Consider the following 17,506-nt stretch of genomic DNA (forward strand, 5'->3'; position numbering starts at 1 on the left):
GAGTATTTATCTGGACCAGTTAAAATTAAAAAACTGGATGTTATTTTTGGTCCAGTTTGGCGTTACTTTATCCTCGTTGTCAAGCAGTAAAGAGGAGAGTATAGGTGAAGACAGCACTAATGAGTAAAGGGGAGCTGATGCAAAACGCTCAGCTTCAAATGCAAAACCAACTAACCACAAAGGCTTTTAGTCAACATGAAAAACTCGCGCTAACCTGTCGAATACTCTTTGATAAGGGTCATGACTCGGGGCTTGCAGGCCAGATAACCTGTCGAGTAGAGCATGAGAATCACTTTCTTACTCAACAGTTGGGACTTGGGTTCGATGAGATCACGGCAAACAATCTGATTGAGGTGGACGCAGATCTTAATCCGATTAACGGAAAGGGGATGGCAAACCCTGCAAATCGCTTCCATACCTGGATTTATCAACATCATCCTGAAGTGAATTGCATTATTCACACCCATCCTACTCATGTGGCGGCGCTTTCAATGCTAGAAACCCCACTGATAATCTCACAAATGGATACGTGTGCGTTATATGAAGACTGCTCATTCGTGGCCAATTGGCCTGGAGTGCCTGTGGGTAATGAAGAGGGCAAACTTATTTCAGAGGCGCTTGGCAATAATCGTGCGGTGTTTTTGGCTCACCACGGCCAGCTCGTGACAGGGAAAACGATAGAAGAGGCGTGCAATTTGGCGGTATTAATTGAACGCGCTGCTAAGTTACAACTCCTTGCTATGGCGGCAGGAGATATCAAACCTTTACCTCCTGAGCTTGCTCGAGAAGCGCATGACTGGGTGTCGACAGAAAAAAGAAATCAAGTGAACTTTGCATACTATGCAAGGCAAGCACTCAAACTCCATATTGATTGTATTTAAGGAATTGCGATGAAAATTTCAGGTATTATCGGTTACACCGTGACACCGTTCGATCCCTGTACGCAAGGGGTTGATTTGGCTAAACTTGGCGAAGTGATAGATATTTTACTTGCAGGCGATGTGGATGCGATAGCTGCGCTTGGCAGCGCAGGAGAGGCGGCCTATTTAACCGCGCAGGAGTGGCAGCAAGTTGCTGAATTTACTGTCAAACATGTCGCAGGGCGGGTTCCTGTTATCATCGGTATTGCAGCGTTAACGACAGCACAAGCCACAACTTATGCAACGTACGCCCACCAATTTGGTGCGGATATGATCATGCTTTCACCTTTTTCTTACTATCAATTGAGCGAGCAAGAGATATTTGAACATTATCAGCAAGTGTCGAAAGCTTCGCCGTTACCTATCATGATCTACAATAATCCAGCAGTATGTGGTGTGGACATGACACCTGAGTTAATGCTGGCAATGGTGGCAGACATTGAAAATGTTGTCGCGATTAAAGAGAGCTCGGGTGACATTCAGCGGATGCACAAAATTTATCATCTTAGTGAGGGAGCGGTGCCATTCTTTAACGGTTGTAATCACATGGCATTAGAGGCATTGACTGCCGGTGCAGCAGGGTGGTGCACTGCGGCGCCATGTTTAATTGGTGATAAGCCAAAACAGTTATTGCAGGCTGTTGCAAACAGCGAATTTGAACGTGCTCAAGGGCTATTTTATCAACAGTTTGAGTTTCTGGAATTTATTGTGAGCTCTGGCCTTGCCGCCGCAGTAAAAGCTGGGTTCGCACTGAAAGGTATGGATGTCGGTGGTCCAAGAGCGCCATTGCTACCACTCAATGACGCTAAGCAAAAACAGTTAGCGCAATTACTAAGTAATTTGCGTTAATCGAAGCGGTATTGCCGATAGGTTGAAGTCAATAGCTCAACAAACTCCCGTACCTTTGCGGGAGTATATTGCTTCGACAAGTACAGTGCGTGAATAGGATAACTTTCATCGTGTAGTTCAGGTAGTAGCTGTACACAACTGCCCATAGCTAATTCATCTTTAAATGCCCATAGCGGCCCGTAATGCACACCAAGGCCAGCGTTTACCCAATTTTTTAGCACTGCAACACTGTTGGCGATGAGTTTCCCACTTACCGCAACGGCTTCTCGGTGCAGGCCTTTACCGAGAATGAGCTGATTATCAAGCTTAGGTTTATTGTAAAAGATAAAGTCCAGTTTGCTTAAATCGCTAAAGCGTTGTGGTTGTCCCATGCGTTCAATATACGATTTAGAGGCCACCAAGACCCGTGGTACATGGCCTAGTTGTCGGCAAATCAAGGAGGAATCATCCAGTTTGCCAATCCTAATTGCAATATCGATTTGTTTAGCCTTGAGATCTTCAAAATGACTGCCGATCAGTAACTCGATATTGAGGTCTGGATAGGTGGTTATCATGGTTTGTACCACAGGAGCAATGAAGCGCTCGGCGAAGTCGTGTGGAGCTGCAACCCTCAATGTCCCAGAAGGCACTGCTGAGGTGCCTGAAATCGACTCTTCTAATTCTCTTTTTTCATCTAGTAATTGCTTTACGCCTTTATAGTACTCAAGCCCAACCTCAGTTGCAGCCGTTTGCTTGGTGGAGCGCTGTAAAAGTTTTACTCCTAATCGACTTTCTAAGTTTGCGAGCTTTCGGCTTACCGAGGAGGGATCGGTACCTATCACTTCAGCCGCAGATTTGAGGCTGCCAGATTCAACGGTAAGAACAAACAAATCTTCTTCAGTAATCGATTTCATAGCGGATGTGAAAAATGCAATTAGTAAATGACTAAAATCACTATACCTGTATCCCTTTCACCTAGCTACACTAAAAGTCGATTGAATATTTCAAGTAGGAGAAATAGGTATGTCTAAGCAGTTAACAGGTAAGGTCGCGTTTATCACTGGGTCTGCCAAAAATATGGGCAAGGATTTTGCCATAGCGCTGGCAAAGCAAGGCACTGATCTTGTCATTCACTATCATAGTGCGCATTCTAAACCACAAGCACTTGAAACTCAGAAGGAAGTTGAAGCGCTGGGTGTTAGAACGACGCTAGTACACGGAGATGTCAGCAATAAAGCGCAGGTAATGAATATATTTGAGCATATTATTAGTGAGTTTGGCGGCGTAGATATCGTTATCAATAACGCCGGTACTATCAGTAAAAAACCGTTTGTTGAGTATAGCGAGGAGGATTTTGACTGGCTATTTGGGATCAACTGTAAAGGAGCATTTTTTGTGATGCAAGAAGCCGCTAAACATATTCGTGATAACGGTCGGATCATTAATATGGGCACTTCGCTGCTGGCAGCATTTACTGGAAATTATGCGCTCTATGCTGGCTCAAAAGCACCACTTGAGCATTTCACTCGTGCGCTGGCAAAGGAAATCGGACATCGAGGAGTGACCGTCAATACCATCGCACCAGGTCCAATTGACACTGACTTTTTCCATGGCGAAGAAAACGAGCAAACCGTTAATTATTTGCAGTCTGCAAGTGTAATGAACCGACTAGGGCAAGTAGACGATATTACCCCTGCGGTGCTTTATCTTGCGTCGGAGCAATCACGCTGGACGACTGGGCAAACTTTGTTTGTTAACGGAGGCTTTGTCACTCGTTAAGTATGCTATGAGGGCACAAGTTGGTTAGGCGGTTTGTGCCAACGTTTTGTTCGCCAACAAGATGGTAAACGTTGTGCCATTTCCGGCTTTGGAATTGACTTTTAAGTCACCTTCTAAATGTTTTTTGACGAGATTATAGGTGACGGAAAGTCCAAGCCCGGCATGACCATGTTGGCGAGCTGTGGTGTAAAAGGGCTCAAAGATCCGGTTTAGGACCTCATTACTCATACCGACGCCTTCGTCTTTGACTCGAATAAATATTTTATTGTCAGTGATCTCTAAACGAACAGCGGCAAACGGCTGGGTGTCGCTATCATTACTAAAACCATGCACTCGGGCATTCTCTAGCAGCTGCAACAAGATTTGCTGTAGCGCCTTAACGTTGATTTTGACCAGTTGTTCCAGTTTTCCTGTTGCGCTAAATTCAACGCGCATCTTTAACTGGAAACGGGCCGTTTGTTCGCAATAATCGCGAATAACTGCTTCTAGGTCGACAAGTTGCTCGACGTCAGTTTCTTGCTCTGCAGAGATATTCTTGAACTCTTGTACTAGCTTTGCCGTTTTGCCGAGATTTCGCTCTGCGATAGACAACCCAGAATCCAATGCTGCCATAATTTCTAAAAACTCAGCGTGCGACAAACGCTGAGTTTTCATGCCGGTTTCCATCACATCCACTTGCTCTTGGCAGGATGACACTGCGGTAATCGAGACGCCAAGTGGGGTATTTACCTCGTGAGCCAATCCCGAAACTAAACTACCTAGGCTCGATAATTTTTCCGCCTCTACCAGTTGCTGGTGGATCACATGAATGTGGCTAAGGAGCCGATTGATGGCAAGGCTAACATCAGTCAGTTCATTGTGGTTATCAATGTCGATACGTTTTTCGAGACTCGAGCTCTCAATAATGTGATTGATTTGCGAGCGAATATGATCGATTGGATGTTGAATAGAGCGATATAAAGCGAAGCCAACGGCGATTAAGCTCACCAATACAATCACAGAAAAAATAATGAGCAACAACTTTAGTTGGCTAAATTGTTGCTCGGTTTGCTCCACAATACTGAGTGCGACGTCATTTTGTACCTCGGTGAGTGCTTGTAGTGACGAAGTTAACGGATCGAACTTTTCATAGAGTGCAGTAACAAACTGATTTTGTGGAATTGCTAAAAATGTCCCTTGATTTATCGCGCTTTGGAGCGTGGCAATATGCGTAAATACGGCCTGCAGTTGGAACTCAATGAGTTCAACTTTGACTTGCTCCGCCGTCACCAAATATGTGTTTAGATAGCTTTGCCAGGCGTCGTTCATGACCCGAGTAGCATCTGCTATTTGCATCAACACCTCGTCTTTGGAGACCAGCCCTGCACGATACTTATGAAGTATGTCGACAATCTGAATCGCACCGTGATCTGATACTTTTTTTATTTGAATAAGCGGCACAACACGATCGGCGTATAGAGATTCTACTTCTGACTCAAGGTGAGCGTAACGGTTAAAAGCATAGCCAAGCAGTAAGGCAAGCGCAATGATGGGAAACACAATTAGCAGCCATAATTTATGGCGAATATTAATTAGCTCTAGCACTACAGATAACTCATTTTTTATATATCAACTTGAAGTATAAGTGCTGTTGATAATGTCGCCATTTTTCGTGGTGAAAATTAAAAAAGCATAATGTGCGACTTGTGTCGCACTTTTTTATTTGTTAATGTGTGACATATGTCGCAGTTGTGAAAAAAACAATGAAACCTAACTCAACCGAACTAATCGTTTTAAAAATCCTTTGGCGTGAACAGCCAAGAACGGGCAAAGAAATTCACACAGAAATAGGATCAAAGCTCAGCTGGAGCTACTCATCAACTCGAAAAACTCTTGAGAGAATGTGTGAAAAGGGTTATCTCGCCGAGCAAATGCAAGGCAATAAAAAAATATACTCAGCTGTCCTTGCTAAGGTACCGACTCTCGCACTTTATGCCCAAGAGTTTGCAAAGCAAATTATGGAGTTGGATGAGCCTCTGCCAATCGCTATGTTTTCAGATAGTAAGTTAATTGCAGCGGATGAATTAGATGAATTAGAAGCCATGTTAGATGAGTTAGCTAAGACGCAAGGTGATAAAGAGTAAGGTATGGAACTAATATTACTTTCGGTCTTGCTGTGGGTGGCGCTTAGTGGCTTAACGTACGCACTAGGTGTGAAATTTTCCGCTCGGTATGTACAGAATAAAGGACTTTGGTGGGGCGTGCTGGCAGTGACTTTTGTGCCTTGGATCCCACTTGAACACATGGAGCAACACAACGCCATTCCAGCCGTATTGTTTAATGCCAATTTACAACAATTTGCAGAGCCGCTGCTGGCAATGACGAAGCGCACTCAAGTTGCGTCTGACTGGCTAAACCTGACGCTTATGGCTGTATTTCTGGTCTATTGCGTTGGGCTAATCGCTCATCTTTTGGTACTTGGGCGACAGTATTGGCGAGTAAAACGCCTCTGTAGCACCGCCTCAAAAATAAAGCTCGGTGCACGGAGTTGCTATCAATTGCCAATTACTTGCTCTCCTTTTGTGTTCGGACTGTGGCAACCTAAAGTGTATTTGCCGGTGGAATTTGACACGCTACCAGAGGCAGAGCAGCAAGCACTTATTCTGCATGAGTTAACCCACATAGATAAGGGCGACCATATTGCTGTCGTAATTTGGCGAATACTCGCGACGCTTGCTTGGTTTAACCCGTTCATTGCAAAAATGGAACTGGGCTTTATTCGAGCGATGGAATATTGCTGTGATGAGGTGACGATAGCGAAGCACAGCCTTGAACCTTTGGCTTATAGCAAAGCATTAATGAACTCTTTAAAACGGGCTGCTGCGCAGCCGAAAACGATGAATATGACAGCAAGTTTTGCGTCTAATTCACTGACTTTAGATGACTATAAAAAGCGTTTTAGCGTTATTCTTAAATCTAAAAAGAAGCCAAGTAATCTTGTGTTGATAGGGGTTTTTGTGTTGCTTAGTTCAGGTTTAGCCTATGGCAATATTCAATGGACAATGGGAACGGCAATGGTGAGTAAAACATGGACATACCCGGTCGTCACCCCTGAAATAACATCAAGGTTTGGGCATGTATCGAACTTTCGTCACAATAAAGCACATCAAGGACTGGATTTAGCTGGCGGCGTTGGTGAACCTGCGATGGCGGTTGCCAGCGGTACGGTCACGATTGCCGATGATAAAACCTTGCCTGAGAATTACGGTAAAGTGGTGTTGATCCATCATGACAATGGTTATCAAAGTCTCTACGCACATCTTGATAGCATTGATGTTGAAGTAGGTGAGCAAGTATCACAAGGAGAAGTGATCGGTACCATAGGTGAAACCGGTCGAGTCACTGGTCCACATCTACATCTAGAAGCTCTACATAACAACACGCGCATTGATCCGCTGACCTTATTGGAAAATTAACATGATTAAAAAGCTTTCTATCGCCATTGCAATGATGGCAACTTTTGGCTGCTCGAAACAACCCGAGCAGACTCATTCTGTCAATAAAGCGCAAGAGAACACCTTTGTGTCGGCGCAAGCAGATCAAGAGCAAGCTGTTGTACATAATGGATCCGCTGAAGACTCAGTCGCGGCCCAAATCACTCAGGAGCTAAAGCCAGTTCAAGATATTCGTTTACTTGAACTTAAATCGGGTGAGAGTTTAGCTAATCTTTTAAGTGAGTTTGCATTCAGTGACCGCGATAGTTGGCTGGTGGAACAAGCCGTGAGTACGTGGACATCACTGACTAAGCTCAAGGCTGGACAGTTAATAGAAGCAGAGCTTGTAGACGGACAAGTACAGCTGATCCGCTTTGAATATGCATTTGCACAGGTTATTGAGATTAAAAGAGCGGATGAACAGTGGCATGCATCGCTAAGTGAGCTTGAAACCGTCACGCAAACAAAGCGTTTATCGACAAGCATAGATTCTAGTTTTTTTGTGGACGCCAGCAAAATCGGGGTGCCCAATGATATTATCAATCAAAGTATTGTGGCCTTATCTCACCTTGTTGATTTTCAAAGAGAAGTATATGCCGGCGATCAAATTGATTTTGTATTTCAAGAACAGCAGCTTGTGGTTGCCGAAGAGTTACTCAAGCAAATCTCCAAACCTTTAGCATTACAACATGTTGCGCTACTTTCAGGAAAAGAAAAATACCGCTTATACCGGTTTACTGATAATGGCGGAACGACCGCTTTTTACCACTCAGATGGTACCCTCGCGCAAAGCTTTCTAATGAAAACTCCGCTTAACGGTGCTCGATTATCGTCAAACTTCGGTAAACGTCATCACCCAGTGTTGGGCTATACCCGAATGCACAAAGGGATCGATTTTGGTGCGCCTGTTGGTACGCCTATTATGGCTGCGGGTTCTGGAAAAGTACTCAAAGCTGGGTGGGGCGGCAGCTTTGGTAATCGTATAGTGTTAGATCACGGTAAAGGCTATCAAACACTTTATGCTCACTTAAATGGCTTTGCGAACGGTCTCAAGACTGGGACGCGAGTAAAGCAAGGCGATGTGATTGGTTATCTTGGTAATACCGGCCTGTCGCAGGCGCGTCACTTACATTATGAGGTGCATAAAGACGGAAAAGCCATCAATCCACTCACCCTAAAACAACCAAAAAACACTAAGCTAAGTGACACGCAATTTGATGAATTTAGCGCGCAGGTTGCACAAATTACCACATTGCTCGATAGCGAAAACACAAAGCTAGCTCACCATGATGGACAGTCGGGCCGCATAGGTAATGCCGATGACTAGTCCTGAAAGAAATCGCATTAACAGCCTCGACTTTATTCGCGGGATAGCAATCCTATGTATTTTACTTATCAACATCGAAAGCTTTGCCTATCCCAATCCATGGGGCAGTTACCAATATGGCTTTATGACGGATATAGACAGTGAGGTAAGATACTGGGTTTATGTATTTGCTCAGGGCAAGTTTTACGGACTGTTGGCGATGTTATTTGGCGCAGGTCTCACCATTATTCTTCAAAAACAGCCATTTGAATTTGCTATTAAATTAAGTGCGGCAAGGCTAGTGGCTTTATTTATACTCGGCCTTGTTCATGCTTATTGTATTTGGAGTGGCGACATTCTTTATCACTATGCCGTGATAGGAATGATTGTCACCACCGTCATATTACTTGGCACCCGGGCCATCAAAGTCAGCATAGTAATTTGTTTGGCGTTTATGTTAGTTGCAGGTTTTGGCAGAGCAGAGCGCACCATCGCCCAATATGATGCTTACCAAGCAGCACTCAATGTGGACGAAGCGTCTCGCACACGAGACCAGCAAAAAGCGATTAATCGGTGGCAGAATAAAACCGAACCACGGACACCCACCCATCGTACTTTGGAAGAAACGCCAAGCTTAACTGAGTATTGGCAGGAAAACTTTGACAGTCCGCAAGTCCACAAAGGTAAGCTGTTTTATTCAAGTATTTTTTGGTCCACGCTAATGATGATGCTGATAGGCTCGCAGCTGTTTCAATGGGGATTGTTCTCAAAGACTAAACTTAGCCCATTTGCGGTAGTTGCACTGCTTTGCTTGATTGCGGTGTCATGTTATGCCACTCAAGCTCGCTATTTTCATTGGCTACAAAGTTCACATATCCCAGTGTTATCTTACGCTAAACAAATGATCATTGTACTTAACCGGGAGCTGCAAGCGATTGTTTACTTGGTTTTGTTATCTTTGCTATATAACCGTTGGTTGCATCGGTTCAAACCCCTTGAGGCGATAAATCAAGTGGGTCGATTTGCGCTGAGCAATTACATTGGACAGTCACTGTTATTGGTGGTGATATTTTATGGCTTTGGATTACATAATACGCTAAGTCGCAGTGAGCTCTTGCTCTTATGGCTTGTGATTATGGCAGTGCAGCTGCTGTTAAATGTGATTTACGGGCGATTCTTTAAGGTGGGTCCCGTTGAACGAGTATGGCGCAAACTAACAATTAAGTTACATGCATAATCGACTCGAATTTTTTACAAATTCGAACTTAAAACCTAAGCTAATTTTGACCTAATATTGAAGTCGATACGTTAGCTTGAGGTAAGGTATGGAAATAGAAATAACACAAGGATGGGACATTGAGTATGCGCAAGCAGCTGCTGAGCTTTATGTTGACGCGTTTGGTAGCAAATTCAAAGCCGCAGTGCCGGATCGCAATAAGCTGATCACTATTATCGCGAAGAGCTTCATCTCAGAATACTCCTTTGCTGCCTTTGCAGATGGCAAGTTAGTGGGGGTTGCGGGCTTTCAATATGGCAAAGGCGGTTTTACATCGAATATGGGCTTTACTGGACTCATTGACGAATTGGGCTTGCTAGGCGGGGTTAAAGCCGCAGCGGTGTTTACCCTATTTGAGCGAAAGCCTGCGCCCAATGAGGTGGTGATGGACGGCATCGCAGTTGCAGAATCGGTCAGAGGACAAGGTGTTGGCACTGCGCTTTTAGTGGCACTGCAGCGCTATACCAAACAAAGCGGGTTTCACGCTTTACGACTTGATGTAATTGATTCTAATCCCCAGGCAAAAAAGCTTTATATGAGAATGGGTTTTGTTGCCTCCCATCATGAAGATTTTTCTTATCTAAATTGGTTAATCGGTTTTAGCGGGGCAACAACGATGTTGTGGCGTCCATAGGACCGGTTTTCTGTGCTGCAAAAAATAAACGTGAAAGATAAGCAGACCTTAGGCATTTGCTTTTGCTATGAAGTAACAAGTAAAATGCCGAACTTTACGCATAACCAGACACCGACATGACAGCAATAAACCCTGTATCGACCCTCCTTAATCATTTGCAAACCCAAGCCGTACCAAACGAGCTAAGGCGTCTATTTCATGGACGTGGTCGTTGCTATGAAGGGCTGGAACAAATCACAGTAGATTGGTTGCAAGGTCAGCTCTTAGTCTCTTTATTCAAGGAGCACGACGTTGACTTGATAGCGTCGTTAAAGCAGGCATTATTATCACTTGTGGAGACCGAAGCGTTTAACGGAAAACTCTCTGCTATTTTACTACAGCATCGTTATTTGCCTGACTCAGATCTCGAGGTTTTGTATGGTGAATTAACTGCTATGCCTATCGTTGAAGAAAATGGACTTAAATATGGCTTAAAGCTTGGCGTAAAACAGAACATGGGACTGTTTTTAGATATGCGTTTGGGTCGTGAGTTTGTTAAAGCTCAGTCTACGGGGGCTCGGGTACTTAATCTGTTCTCTTATACTTGCGGGTTTTCCGTCGCGGCAATTGCAGGCGGTGCTGCCCGTGTTGTGAATCTAGATATGGCAAAAGCGGCGCTCAAGCAAGGCCGAGTCAACCATCAACTCAATGAACACGACCTCAGTAAGGTGTCTTTTTTAGGCCATGATTTATTCAAATCTTGGGGAAAAGTGCGTAAATATGGGCCGTACGACCTTATCGTAATTGATCCGCCAAGCTTTCAAAAAGGCAGCTTTGCACTGACCAAAGACTATCAACGTATTTTAAGAAAGCTTCCTGAGTTACTTACGCCAAATGCCCAGGTGTTGGCGTGTGTGAATTCTCCCGATGTTTCAAGCCAATTTTTGATTGATGAAATGACCAGAGAGGCACCAACGCTTACGTTTGTTGAACGTTTACAAAACCCACCTGAATTTAAAGATATTGATGAGCAAAGCAGCCTCAAGTGTTTAAGGTTTAAAGCAAGTTAATCTATTTTTTAGCACTTTAACTTGGATGTAAAAGTGTGGACTAATACAGATAACCATTTAGCATTGAAAAGCGACCATTCAGCAATATTCAGAGTGCTTTTCGACGCTAAATGCGTACCATGAACGTATTCAGTCACTATTTGTATTGATTATGGTCAATCTCACATTGCAGCGAAATGAACAATTCGCAATTTTAGCCATCGTTGCCGCAATAAGTTTTGCTATCAGCCTTACTGATTGGGTGCAGCGGGGCATGTTGTTGTCGACAAATATCGCGGTTTCTTCTATTTTGGCGGTTGTGTTCCTCTACTGGTTACCTATGGTGATAAGTTACGTACTCATCATCCGTTTCAAGATAGGCAATTGGCCGCTGCAATATATCGGCTTTTATGGACTGATGGTAATGGGCTGTTTATGTTGGGGTGTACTCAGAAGTGGAATGTTAAATACCCATGCATTTTCACTGTTTGAGGCGCTAACCATCGCACTGCCTTGGTCTAGCGGTATTTTTGTGGTGATTAAGTTCTACCTTTCCCAAAAGTTGTTAAAACAAGAAAAACAGCTTCGCCAACTTGCTGAAATTAAGTTATTACACAGTCAGTTAAACCCGCATTTTATGTTCAACAGCCTCAACACAATTGCAGCCTTTGTACCAAATCAACCAGAAGCAGCACGGTCTTTGGTTCATAATCTCGCTGCGGTATTAAGATATTCATTAACGCATTCTGTGACAAGCGGAAAAATACCGAGCAAAGTGTCCGTTGCTGATGAGCTAATTGCACTAAATCAATGGTGCGAGATAGAGCAAAGCCGGTTTGGGGATGCGCTTATCATCGACTTTGATATCGACGATGCATTATTGAGCGAAGTAATACCGCCAATGATTTTACAGCCGCTTTTGGAAAATGCAGTAAAACATGGCAACAGTAGGCCGCTTCACATTGATGTATTAATCAAAAAGTTAGCGAACCAGTTAGTGTTTAAAATCAGTGACAACGGGGTGGGCTTTAAGGAGCGGGACCTATTGAGTTCGTCAGATGCGGGACTCGGTCTTTCGATCACGCGCTCACGGTTAAAGTTAGAAGAAAATGCTGAACTTAGGCTTGGTAACGACATGCACACAGGTGGTGCGGTTGTCAGCTTTTCACTCACACGAGGAGCAAAGGAATGTTGAACATTGCTATTGTGGAAGATGAGCAACCAGCCATTGATAAATTAACGGAACAACTTAGCCAGATCACTAAGTACAATCTGGTACTGACTTGTAACACGCCATTAGTATTTCTTGATACATATCGAGAACTTGCGATAGATATTGTCTTTGTCGATATTAACTTGCCAGAATGCAATGGTGTTACTCTGGTCGAGAAACTTCAAGGGGCGGGGTTTTCAGGTGCGATAATTTTTACCACGGCCTACAGTGAGTTTGCGGTTGAGGCTTTTACGCTCGGCGCGGTTGATTATTTGCTCAAACCGTATAGTACTGAACGCTTAGCCCTGGCGTTATCAAGAGTTAATCGTGTTATCGCTACAGGATTCGCCGCTACTTTAACGAGTAAGGTGGCGGGGAAAACATCACTAATTGATGTCAGCAGTATCGAACTTATAAAGCTAGAATACGGTCAAGCCATTGCGTTTAGTAATGGACAGCAATATCCCATTGATGGCTCCCTTGAGGAGATCCAACAGCAATTGCCAACACATTTCTTAAGAGTTCACCGTAATGCCATTGTAAACCAAAGCGCGATAACTGCGTTTGAACGCTGGGTTACAGGGGGTTACCTTGTCAAGTTGCGAGATAGCAATTTACAAGCTGTGACTAGCCGAGGTGGTGCAAAACTACTCAAACAACAACTGAGCAACATAGGGCTCAGCTAACTCAAAAAGGTAATAAAATGATGAAAACTATAATGCCATTTTCTTTGGTAGGGCTTCTTGCGGCCTGTTCAAACACGACTATACCAGATGTTAAACGTCAGTTTATCGATGATGGTCAGACTCACCCATTGGTTGTGGTGTTAGGTGGCAGCGAAGGGGGGAATACACTCGCTAATCCTCAGTGGAAACCATTTTTAGATGGATTTAATGATATTGGTGTCTCAGTAGCGGCACTTGGTTATTATGGCACTGAAAATACATCGAGCAGTGCAGCTGAATTATCTTTGAATGATATAGCCAAACGGATAAAAGCATTGAGTGCAGACCCAAAGATAAACCCAAATTGCGTAGCGGTGTATGGTTTTTCTAAAGGAGCGGAGCTTGCGTTATTACTCGGGGCGCACTTTGATGAGATAAACCATGTAGTGTCCGTTATGCCTAGTCACGTAAGCTGGAATGCTGTTAAGACCTTGTCTTCTCGCTCGAGTTGGACGCTTAGCGGCAATGCTCTGGACTACATTGATGCCCCCCTGTTGTCATGGAAAATGCAAAAGGGGAACGTAACGGGAGAGTTTACACCTGCCTTTGAGGCTGCATTGGCAGAGGCAACGCCTGAAGCAATTGCAGCCGCTCGCATCCCGGTTGAAAACACCAATGGGCCAGTGCTGCTGGTCTCTGCCAAACACGATGAAATTTGGCCATCGTACAAAATGGCCGGATATATTGAAGCTGATTTACGCGAAGCTAGTTTTTCTCATCCATTTAAACATATCGCACTTAACTCGGGTCACTACAGCTTTAACAAAAAAGTGCAAACTGAGGTAAATCAATTTTTAAGCGAAACCTTGGTAGCACGTTGCGCGAATAAATAGTAATAAATTCACCTTGCTTTTGTATTGCTGGTCGTTGAAAAATTTACCGAGCTGCAGGTAACGTTGTGTCTGCAGCTTTTAGTCGCTTTGTGTATTTTGCCGGTGTGATCTGAAAGATAGTTTTAAACTCGCGAATAAGATGAGATTGATCAGCGTAGCCGCAATCTAGCGCGAGTTGAGCGATGTTAATGTCAGGCGTTTCTCTCAGTTTTTGTTTAGCCAATCGGACTCTATAAATGCGAGCTAAATGTTTAGGGGTGATCCCACAATGTGTTTTAACTTGTCTCTCTAATTGCCGTTTTCCGATCGGAGTTTGAGCATATGCTTGCTCTAAAGGGGTCATTGAAACAATATGCTCAAGGAGTATTTGGGTATGTAGGATAGAATTCTGTCGAGGAATTGGCATATTCAATATCGGTTCTAGTAGTCGAAGTAATGCTGTCAGGTTGGCACTAGTTTGCAGCGTGTTCAACAAGGGCAATATATTATTGGGATTTGCTATAGGGTGTTGCAGCGTTTTCAGAAATGCCAGTCCCGCGGGTTTAAAGCGGATCCCGAAAAAACATGCCTGTTCAGAATAGTTGACTTTGCTAGACTGAATGGCAATTGGTTGCAGATAAAAGGGGGCTGTGAGCTGATTGTCATTGAAGCTAACGAGTCCACGAAGAGGGAAAATAAATCCAGTTGCCCCGTCGCTTGGAAGCCAAGTTTCTCCGCGCTTGTGCGATTGTGCAAACCAGATAGCTTGCACATAGCTAGCGATTTCACCTGTTGGGTTTATTAATTCAAGCGTTAGTTCTGTGCTCATTGAACTCTACATTCGGCTTAAACATTTTCACGATCCGATTCCAGCTGTTGATGGCATTAATAGCGATAGTTAACGTGGTCAATTCTTTATCATCAAATTCTACATTAAGTGTTTGATAAAAAGCATCATCAATCACTTGTGCGTTTGTCAGCTTTTCACAAAGCGCTAATGCCAGTTTTTCTTTATTGGTGTATAACGGCATGTCTTGCCATGCACTTAATCCAATAATTCGATTAGTGGTTTCACCATACTCTAGTGCCTGTTTAGTGTGCATTGCAATACAAAAAGCGCATTGATTGATTTGTGATGCTCTAAGTTTAACGAGCTCCCAGATTGTGATTCCAAAAGTTGCGTGGGCTTGCTGTTTTAATAATTCCTCTTGTCCCAATAAGTGCTGAATAAGTTCAGGTGCCTGATTGAAGTAGTCTGCTCTTTTCATTTCTGAATCCTCATGTTTAGTGATACGTATAGTGTAATGAGGTGTAAGCGGTAAAAATTGAAAAAAAACGTCTTTGTAATAAAATTTTAAGGAGGAAGCACACAACTCTAATTTAAAGGATGGTTGTAAAATAATGTGCGATGTAAACCTTGCTCTAGCGCTTTATCATTTATCCACACTCAAAAAAATCTGGCTTCAGGCCAACGGCACTTTTACAAATAAACAGCAGCAGGTAGAGCCAGTTAGTTTCGAATTATATAAAGCGACTTTTGACATACTGGGTCTAAGTTTGTCTCAAGCACATCAATTACAGTTTCAATATGCTCATGATTACGATAGCTTTATTGATGCAATTGTAACAATTGCTCAGCCGAGTGGTGAAAAAATAGCATTGTTAAAACATGTCACCTGCCACTTACCTTGCCCCGACAGTTATCAAGAAAAAATAGCTGCTGTTCAGAATATGCCGGATGTACTCACTGAGGACGACCTGAAATGCTGGCAGGACAACGGCTATGTCATCGTTAAGAATGCAGTGAGTGCTGAAGGCTGCGCCAATGCGAGAAACGCCATCCAAGACTATTTGGAGATTGAGTTAGCAGACCCAAAGACTTGGTATAAGGTTAACCAAGAAAAAATGAGTCGCAGTATGGTGCATTTGGTACAACATAAAGCACTGGAAGACAATCGGAATTCAATGAGAATTCATAAGGCCTTTAGTCAGTTATGGCAAAGCGAACAACTGATAGTTTCAGCCGATCAGTGTGGTTTCAACCCGCCTGAAACTGCGCAATCTAGCTTTCAAGGTCCTGATCTACATTGGGATTTAGATTTCTCTAAGCAACTCAAGTTTGGCACGCAAGGGATTTTGTATCTATCAGACACTGAAGAAAAACAGGGGGCAACAACGGTTGTGCCAGGATTTCATACGAAGCTAGAGTCATGGCTTGCAGTTGCCCCGTGGGATCCATGTATACCAAACACCGAGTACTTACATCAACTGGGTTCCAAAGCAATTGCAGCCAATGCAGGAGATATGGTGATTTGGCATCAATTTTTACCTCATGGTGGTAGCGCGAATACAGCAAACGCACCTCGTATAGTGCAATACATCAATATGCATCCATTCCCCGAAATGTAGAAGGTGAAAAAATCTCTATTTGGTTAAATTTTGTCTTAACTTGGCGGCGAGTAAACAGTAGTATGATTGTGAAGTTTGGGAGAATGTAGCAACTCACCACAAGGAAAAGCCGTCGATGCAATTAGCACAACTCAATATAGCCACCGCTAAATACCAAATGGATGCGCCAGAAATTCAATACTTTGTCGAAAGTTTAGGCCGCATTAATTTACTCGCAGAGCAAAGCCCTGGCTTTATTTGGCGCTTAAAAGATGAAACCGGTAATGCAACAGAGATTAAGGCGTTTGATGATCCAAATATTATCGTGAATATGTCTGTATGGCAGTCGGAGCAAGCGCTCAAAGATTTTATGTTTAAAACCGCGCATAAGGAATTTTTGGCGCGTAAAAAAGAATGGTTTCACCGCGCTGAACAGGAAACTTACGTGTTATGGTGGGTTGAAGAGGGCCATGTCCCGACGCTAGATGAGGCCAAAGAAAGACTCGATTACCTGCGTCGTTTTGGAGATTCGGCTTATGCCTTTACGTTTAGAAATAGTTTCACCGAACTAGATCTAAGGGAGAGGGAAGCTTGTGAAGAAGATTAATCTTGTGCACCGATGAAATGATAATCAACCCTAAGGGGGGAGAGCCGCGTGGAGTGGTGAATACCGATGATGTTGGTGGTACACTTATCGCAGATCATGATGTAAGGATTTAACGAAAAATGCGCGCGGCACTAAGAAGCAAGATAATAGAAGTATGTGATAAAAAAATCGCACAAAAAGGGGATAACGTTGGCGTATCATTTTACGCTTTTTTTGTCAATAAAAACACGGACCCTGCATTACTTATGGAAGCGGCAACTTGGTGGATACAAACTCACGAACTAGACCACTTCGAAAAGGCGTTAAAGATAAAAGCAATGGCTGAAAGTGGAAAATAGGTCTTAAAGGATATTGTCATGGGCCATCAATCGAGATGACCCAACTGGCAGTTACAGCGTGTAAAACGAGACAAAAAATACTGCAACAGATGCAAGTGCAAACATAGTGTACTCGGTGATAGTTTGTTTGCGTTTCTCATCATCAGTTTTAGGGGCTGTCGCTATCATTAGCAGGCTAG

The 17,506-nt window shown here is 43.5% G+C and carries 19 protein-coding genes; 15 read left to right on the forward strand and 4 right to left on the reverse strand.

All coding sequences use genetic code 11. The features are described 5' to 3' along the window. Positions 1-104 precede the first annotated feature (104 nt). Together CTT31_RS07525 and CTT31_RS07530 are read left to right on the forward strand one after the other, a co-directional pair. Complete coding sequence (locus CTT31_RS07525; RefSeq protein ID WP_211859689.1) at positions 105-881, forward strand: aldolase; 777 nt, start codon at positions 105-107, stop codon at positions 879-881. Between the two features lie 9 nt (positions 882-890). Next, complete coding sequence (locus CTT31_RS07530; protein WP_211859690.1) at positions 891-1,769, forward strand: dihydrodipicolinate synthase family protein; 879 nt, start codon at positions 891-893, stop codon at positions 1,767-1,769. Here the strand turns inward: CTT31_RS07530 and CTT31_RS07535 are convergent. Then, entirely contained in the window at positions 1,766-2,662 is an 897-nt protein-coding gene (locus CTT31_RS07535) for a LysR family transcriptional regulator (protein WP_260492276.1), read from the reverse strand. The two genes, CTT31_RS07530 and CTT31_RS07535, sit on opposite strands and share 4 nt — an antisense overlap. A 109-nt stretch (positions 2,663-2,771) precedes the next feature. Between CTT31_RS07535 and CTT31_RS07540 the strand changes: the two genes are divergently transcribed. Then, entirely contained in the window at positions 2,772-3,527 is a 756-nt protein-coding gene (locus CTT31_RS07540; RefSeq protein ID WP_260492277.1) for an SDR family oxidoreductase, read from the forward strand. 24 nt (positions 3,528-3,551) lie between these two features. On the opposite strand, the gene CTT31_RS07545 is transcribed toward CTT31_RS07540, so the two are convergent. Next, positions 3,552-5,111: a sensor histidine kinase gene (locus CTT31_RS07545; RefSeq protein ID WP_260492278.1), complete on the reverse strand. Its 1,560-nt coding sequence runs from the start codon at positions 5,109-5,111 to the stop codon at positions 3,552-3,554. A 158-nt stretch (positions 5,112-5,269) separates the two neighbouring features. On the opposite strand from CTT31_RS07545, the gene CTT31_RS07550 reads away from it, so the two are divergent. The 9 genes from CTT31_RS07550 (at position 5,270) to CTT31_RS07590 (ending at position 14,015) form a co-directional block, all read left to right on the forward strand. Continuing rightward, on the forward strand, positions 5,270-5,650 hold the full coding sequence (locus CTT31_RS07550; RefSeq protein ID WP_010371797.1) for a BlaI/MecI/CopY family transcriptional regulator: 381 nt from the start codon (positions 5,270-5,272) through the stop codon (positions 5,648-5,650). A 3-nt stretch (positions 5,651-5,653) separates the two neighbouring features. Beyond that, positions 5,654-6,982, forward strand: a complete 1,329-nt coding sequence (locus tag CTT31_RS07555) for a M23/M56 family metallopeptidase (RefSeq protein ID WP_260492279.1) — start codon at positions 5,654-5,656, stop codon at positions 6,980-6,982. 1 nt (position 6,983) lies between these two features. Continuing rightward, the gene (locus tag CTT31_RS07560; protein ID WP_260492280.1) at positions 6,984-8,327 is read left to right on the forward strand and encodes a M23 family metallopeptidase; all 1,344 of its coding nucleotides are present in this window, start codon (positions 6,984-6,986) and stop codon (positions 8,325-8,327) included. Continuing rightward, positions 8,320-9,543 carry a DUF418 domain-containing protein gene (locus tag CTT31_RS07565; RefSeq protein WP_260492281.1) on the forward strand — a complete coding sequence of 408 codons (1,224 nt, stop codon included), beginning with the start codon at positions 8,320-8,322 and terminating at the stop codon, positions 9,541-9,543. The genes CTT31_RS07560 and CTT31_RS07565 overlap by 8 nt, the downstream gene beginning before the upstream one ends. An 88-nt stretch (positions 9,544-9,631) precedes the next feature. Further along, positions 9,632-10,216, forward strand: a complete 585-nt coding sequence (locus tag CTT31_RS07570; RefSeq protein ID WP_260492282.1) for a GNAT family N-acetyltransferase — start codon at positions 9,632-9,634, stop codon at positions 10,214-10,216. A 116-nt stretch (positions 10,217-10,332) separates the two neighbouring features. Then, on the forward strand, positions 10,333-11,265 hold the full coding sequence (locus CTT31_RS07575; RefSeq protein WP_260492283.1) for a class I SAM-dependent methyltransferase: 933 nt from the start codon (positions 10,333-10,335) through the stop codon (positions 11,263-11,265). A 151-nt stretch (positions 11,266-11,416) separates the two neighbouring features. Continuing rightward, entirely contained in the window at positions 11,417-12,439 is a 1,023-nt protein-coding gene (locus tag CTT31_RS07580; protein WP_260492284.1) for a sensor histidine kinase, read from the forward strand. Beyond that, positions 12,433-13,143: a LytR/AlgR family response regulator transcription factor gene (locus CTT31_RS07585; protein ID WP_260492285.1), complete on the forward strand. Its 711-nt coding sequence runs from the start codon at positions 12,433-12,435 to the stop codon at positions 13,141-13,143. The genes CTT31_RS07580 and CTT31_RS07585 overlap by 7 nt, the downstream gene beginning before the upstream one ends. 17 nt (positions 13,144-13,160) lie before the next feature. After that, a complete protein-coding gene (locus CTT31_RS07590; RefSeq protein WP_017218617.1) occupies positions 13,161-14,015 on the forward strand; it encodes an acyl-CoA thioester hydrolase/BAAT C-terminal domain-containing protein in 855 nt (284 codons plus the stop codon). A gap of 43 nt (positions 14,016-14,058) precedes the next feature. Here CTT31_RS07590 and CTT31_RS07595 read toward each other — a convergent pair whose 3' ends face one another. After that, complete coding sequence (locus CTT31_RS07595) at positions 14,059-14,823, reverse strand: AraC family transcriptional regulator (RefSeq protein WP_211859699.1); 765 nt, start codon at positions 14,821-14,823, stop codon at positions 14,059-14,061. Then, entirely contained in the window at positions 14,801-15,262 is a 462-nt protein-coding gene (locus CTT31_RS07600; RefSeq protein WP_010371767.1) for a carboxymuconolactone decarboxylase family protein, read from the reverse strand. Before CTT31_RS07600 ends, CTT31_RS07595 begins: the two co-directional genes overlap by 23 nt. A gap of 133 nt (positions 15,263-15,395) precedes the next feature. Here CTT31_RS07600 and CTT31_RS07605 point away from each other — a divergent pair, with 133 nt between their 5' ends. From CTT31_RS07605 to CTT31_RS07615, 3 genes are all read left to right on the forward strand, one after another. Further along, a complete protein-coding gene (locus CTT31_RS07605; protein ID WP_211859701.1) occupies positions 15,396-16,403 on the forward strand; it encodes a phytanoyl-CoA dioxygenase family protein in 1,008 nt (335 codons plus the stop codon). Positions 16,404-16,518: 115 nt separating this feature from the next. Further along, positions 16,519-16,989: a DUF3291 domain-containing protein gene (locus CTT31_RS07610; protein ID WP_211859702.1), complete on the forward strand. Its 471-nt coding sequence runs from the start codon at positions 16,519-16,521 to the stop codon at positions 16,987-16,989. A 119-nt stretch (positions 16,990-17,108) separates the two neighbouring features. Next, positions 17,109-17,327 (forward strand): DUF6500 family protein, encoded by a 219-nt coding sequence (locus tag CTT31_RS07615; protein ID WP_211859703.1) that lies wholly within the window; start codon positions 17,109-17,111, stop codon positions 17,325-17,327. The last annotated feature ends 179 nt before the right edge of the window (positions 17,328-17,506 follow it).

The organism is Pseudoalteromonas maricaloris (genome assembly GCF_024746855.1).
Lineage (GTDB): Bacteria > Pseudomonadota > Gammaproteobacteria > Enterobacterales > Alteromonadaceae > Pseudoalteromonas > Pseudoalteromonas maricaloris.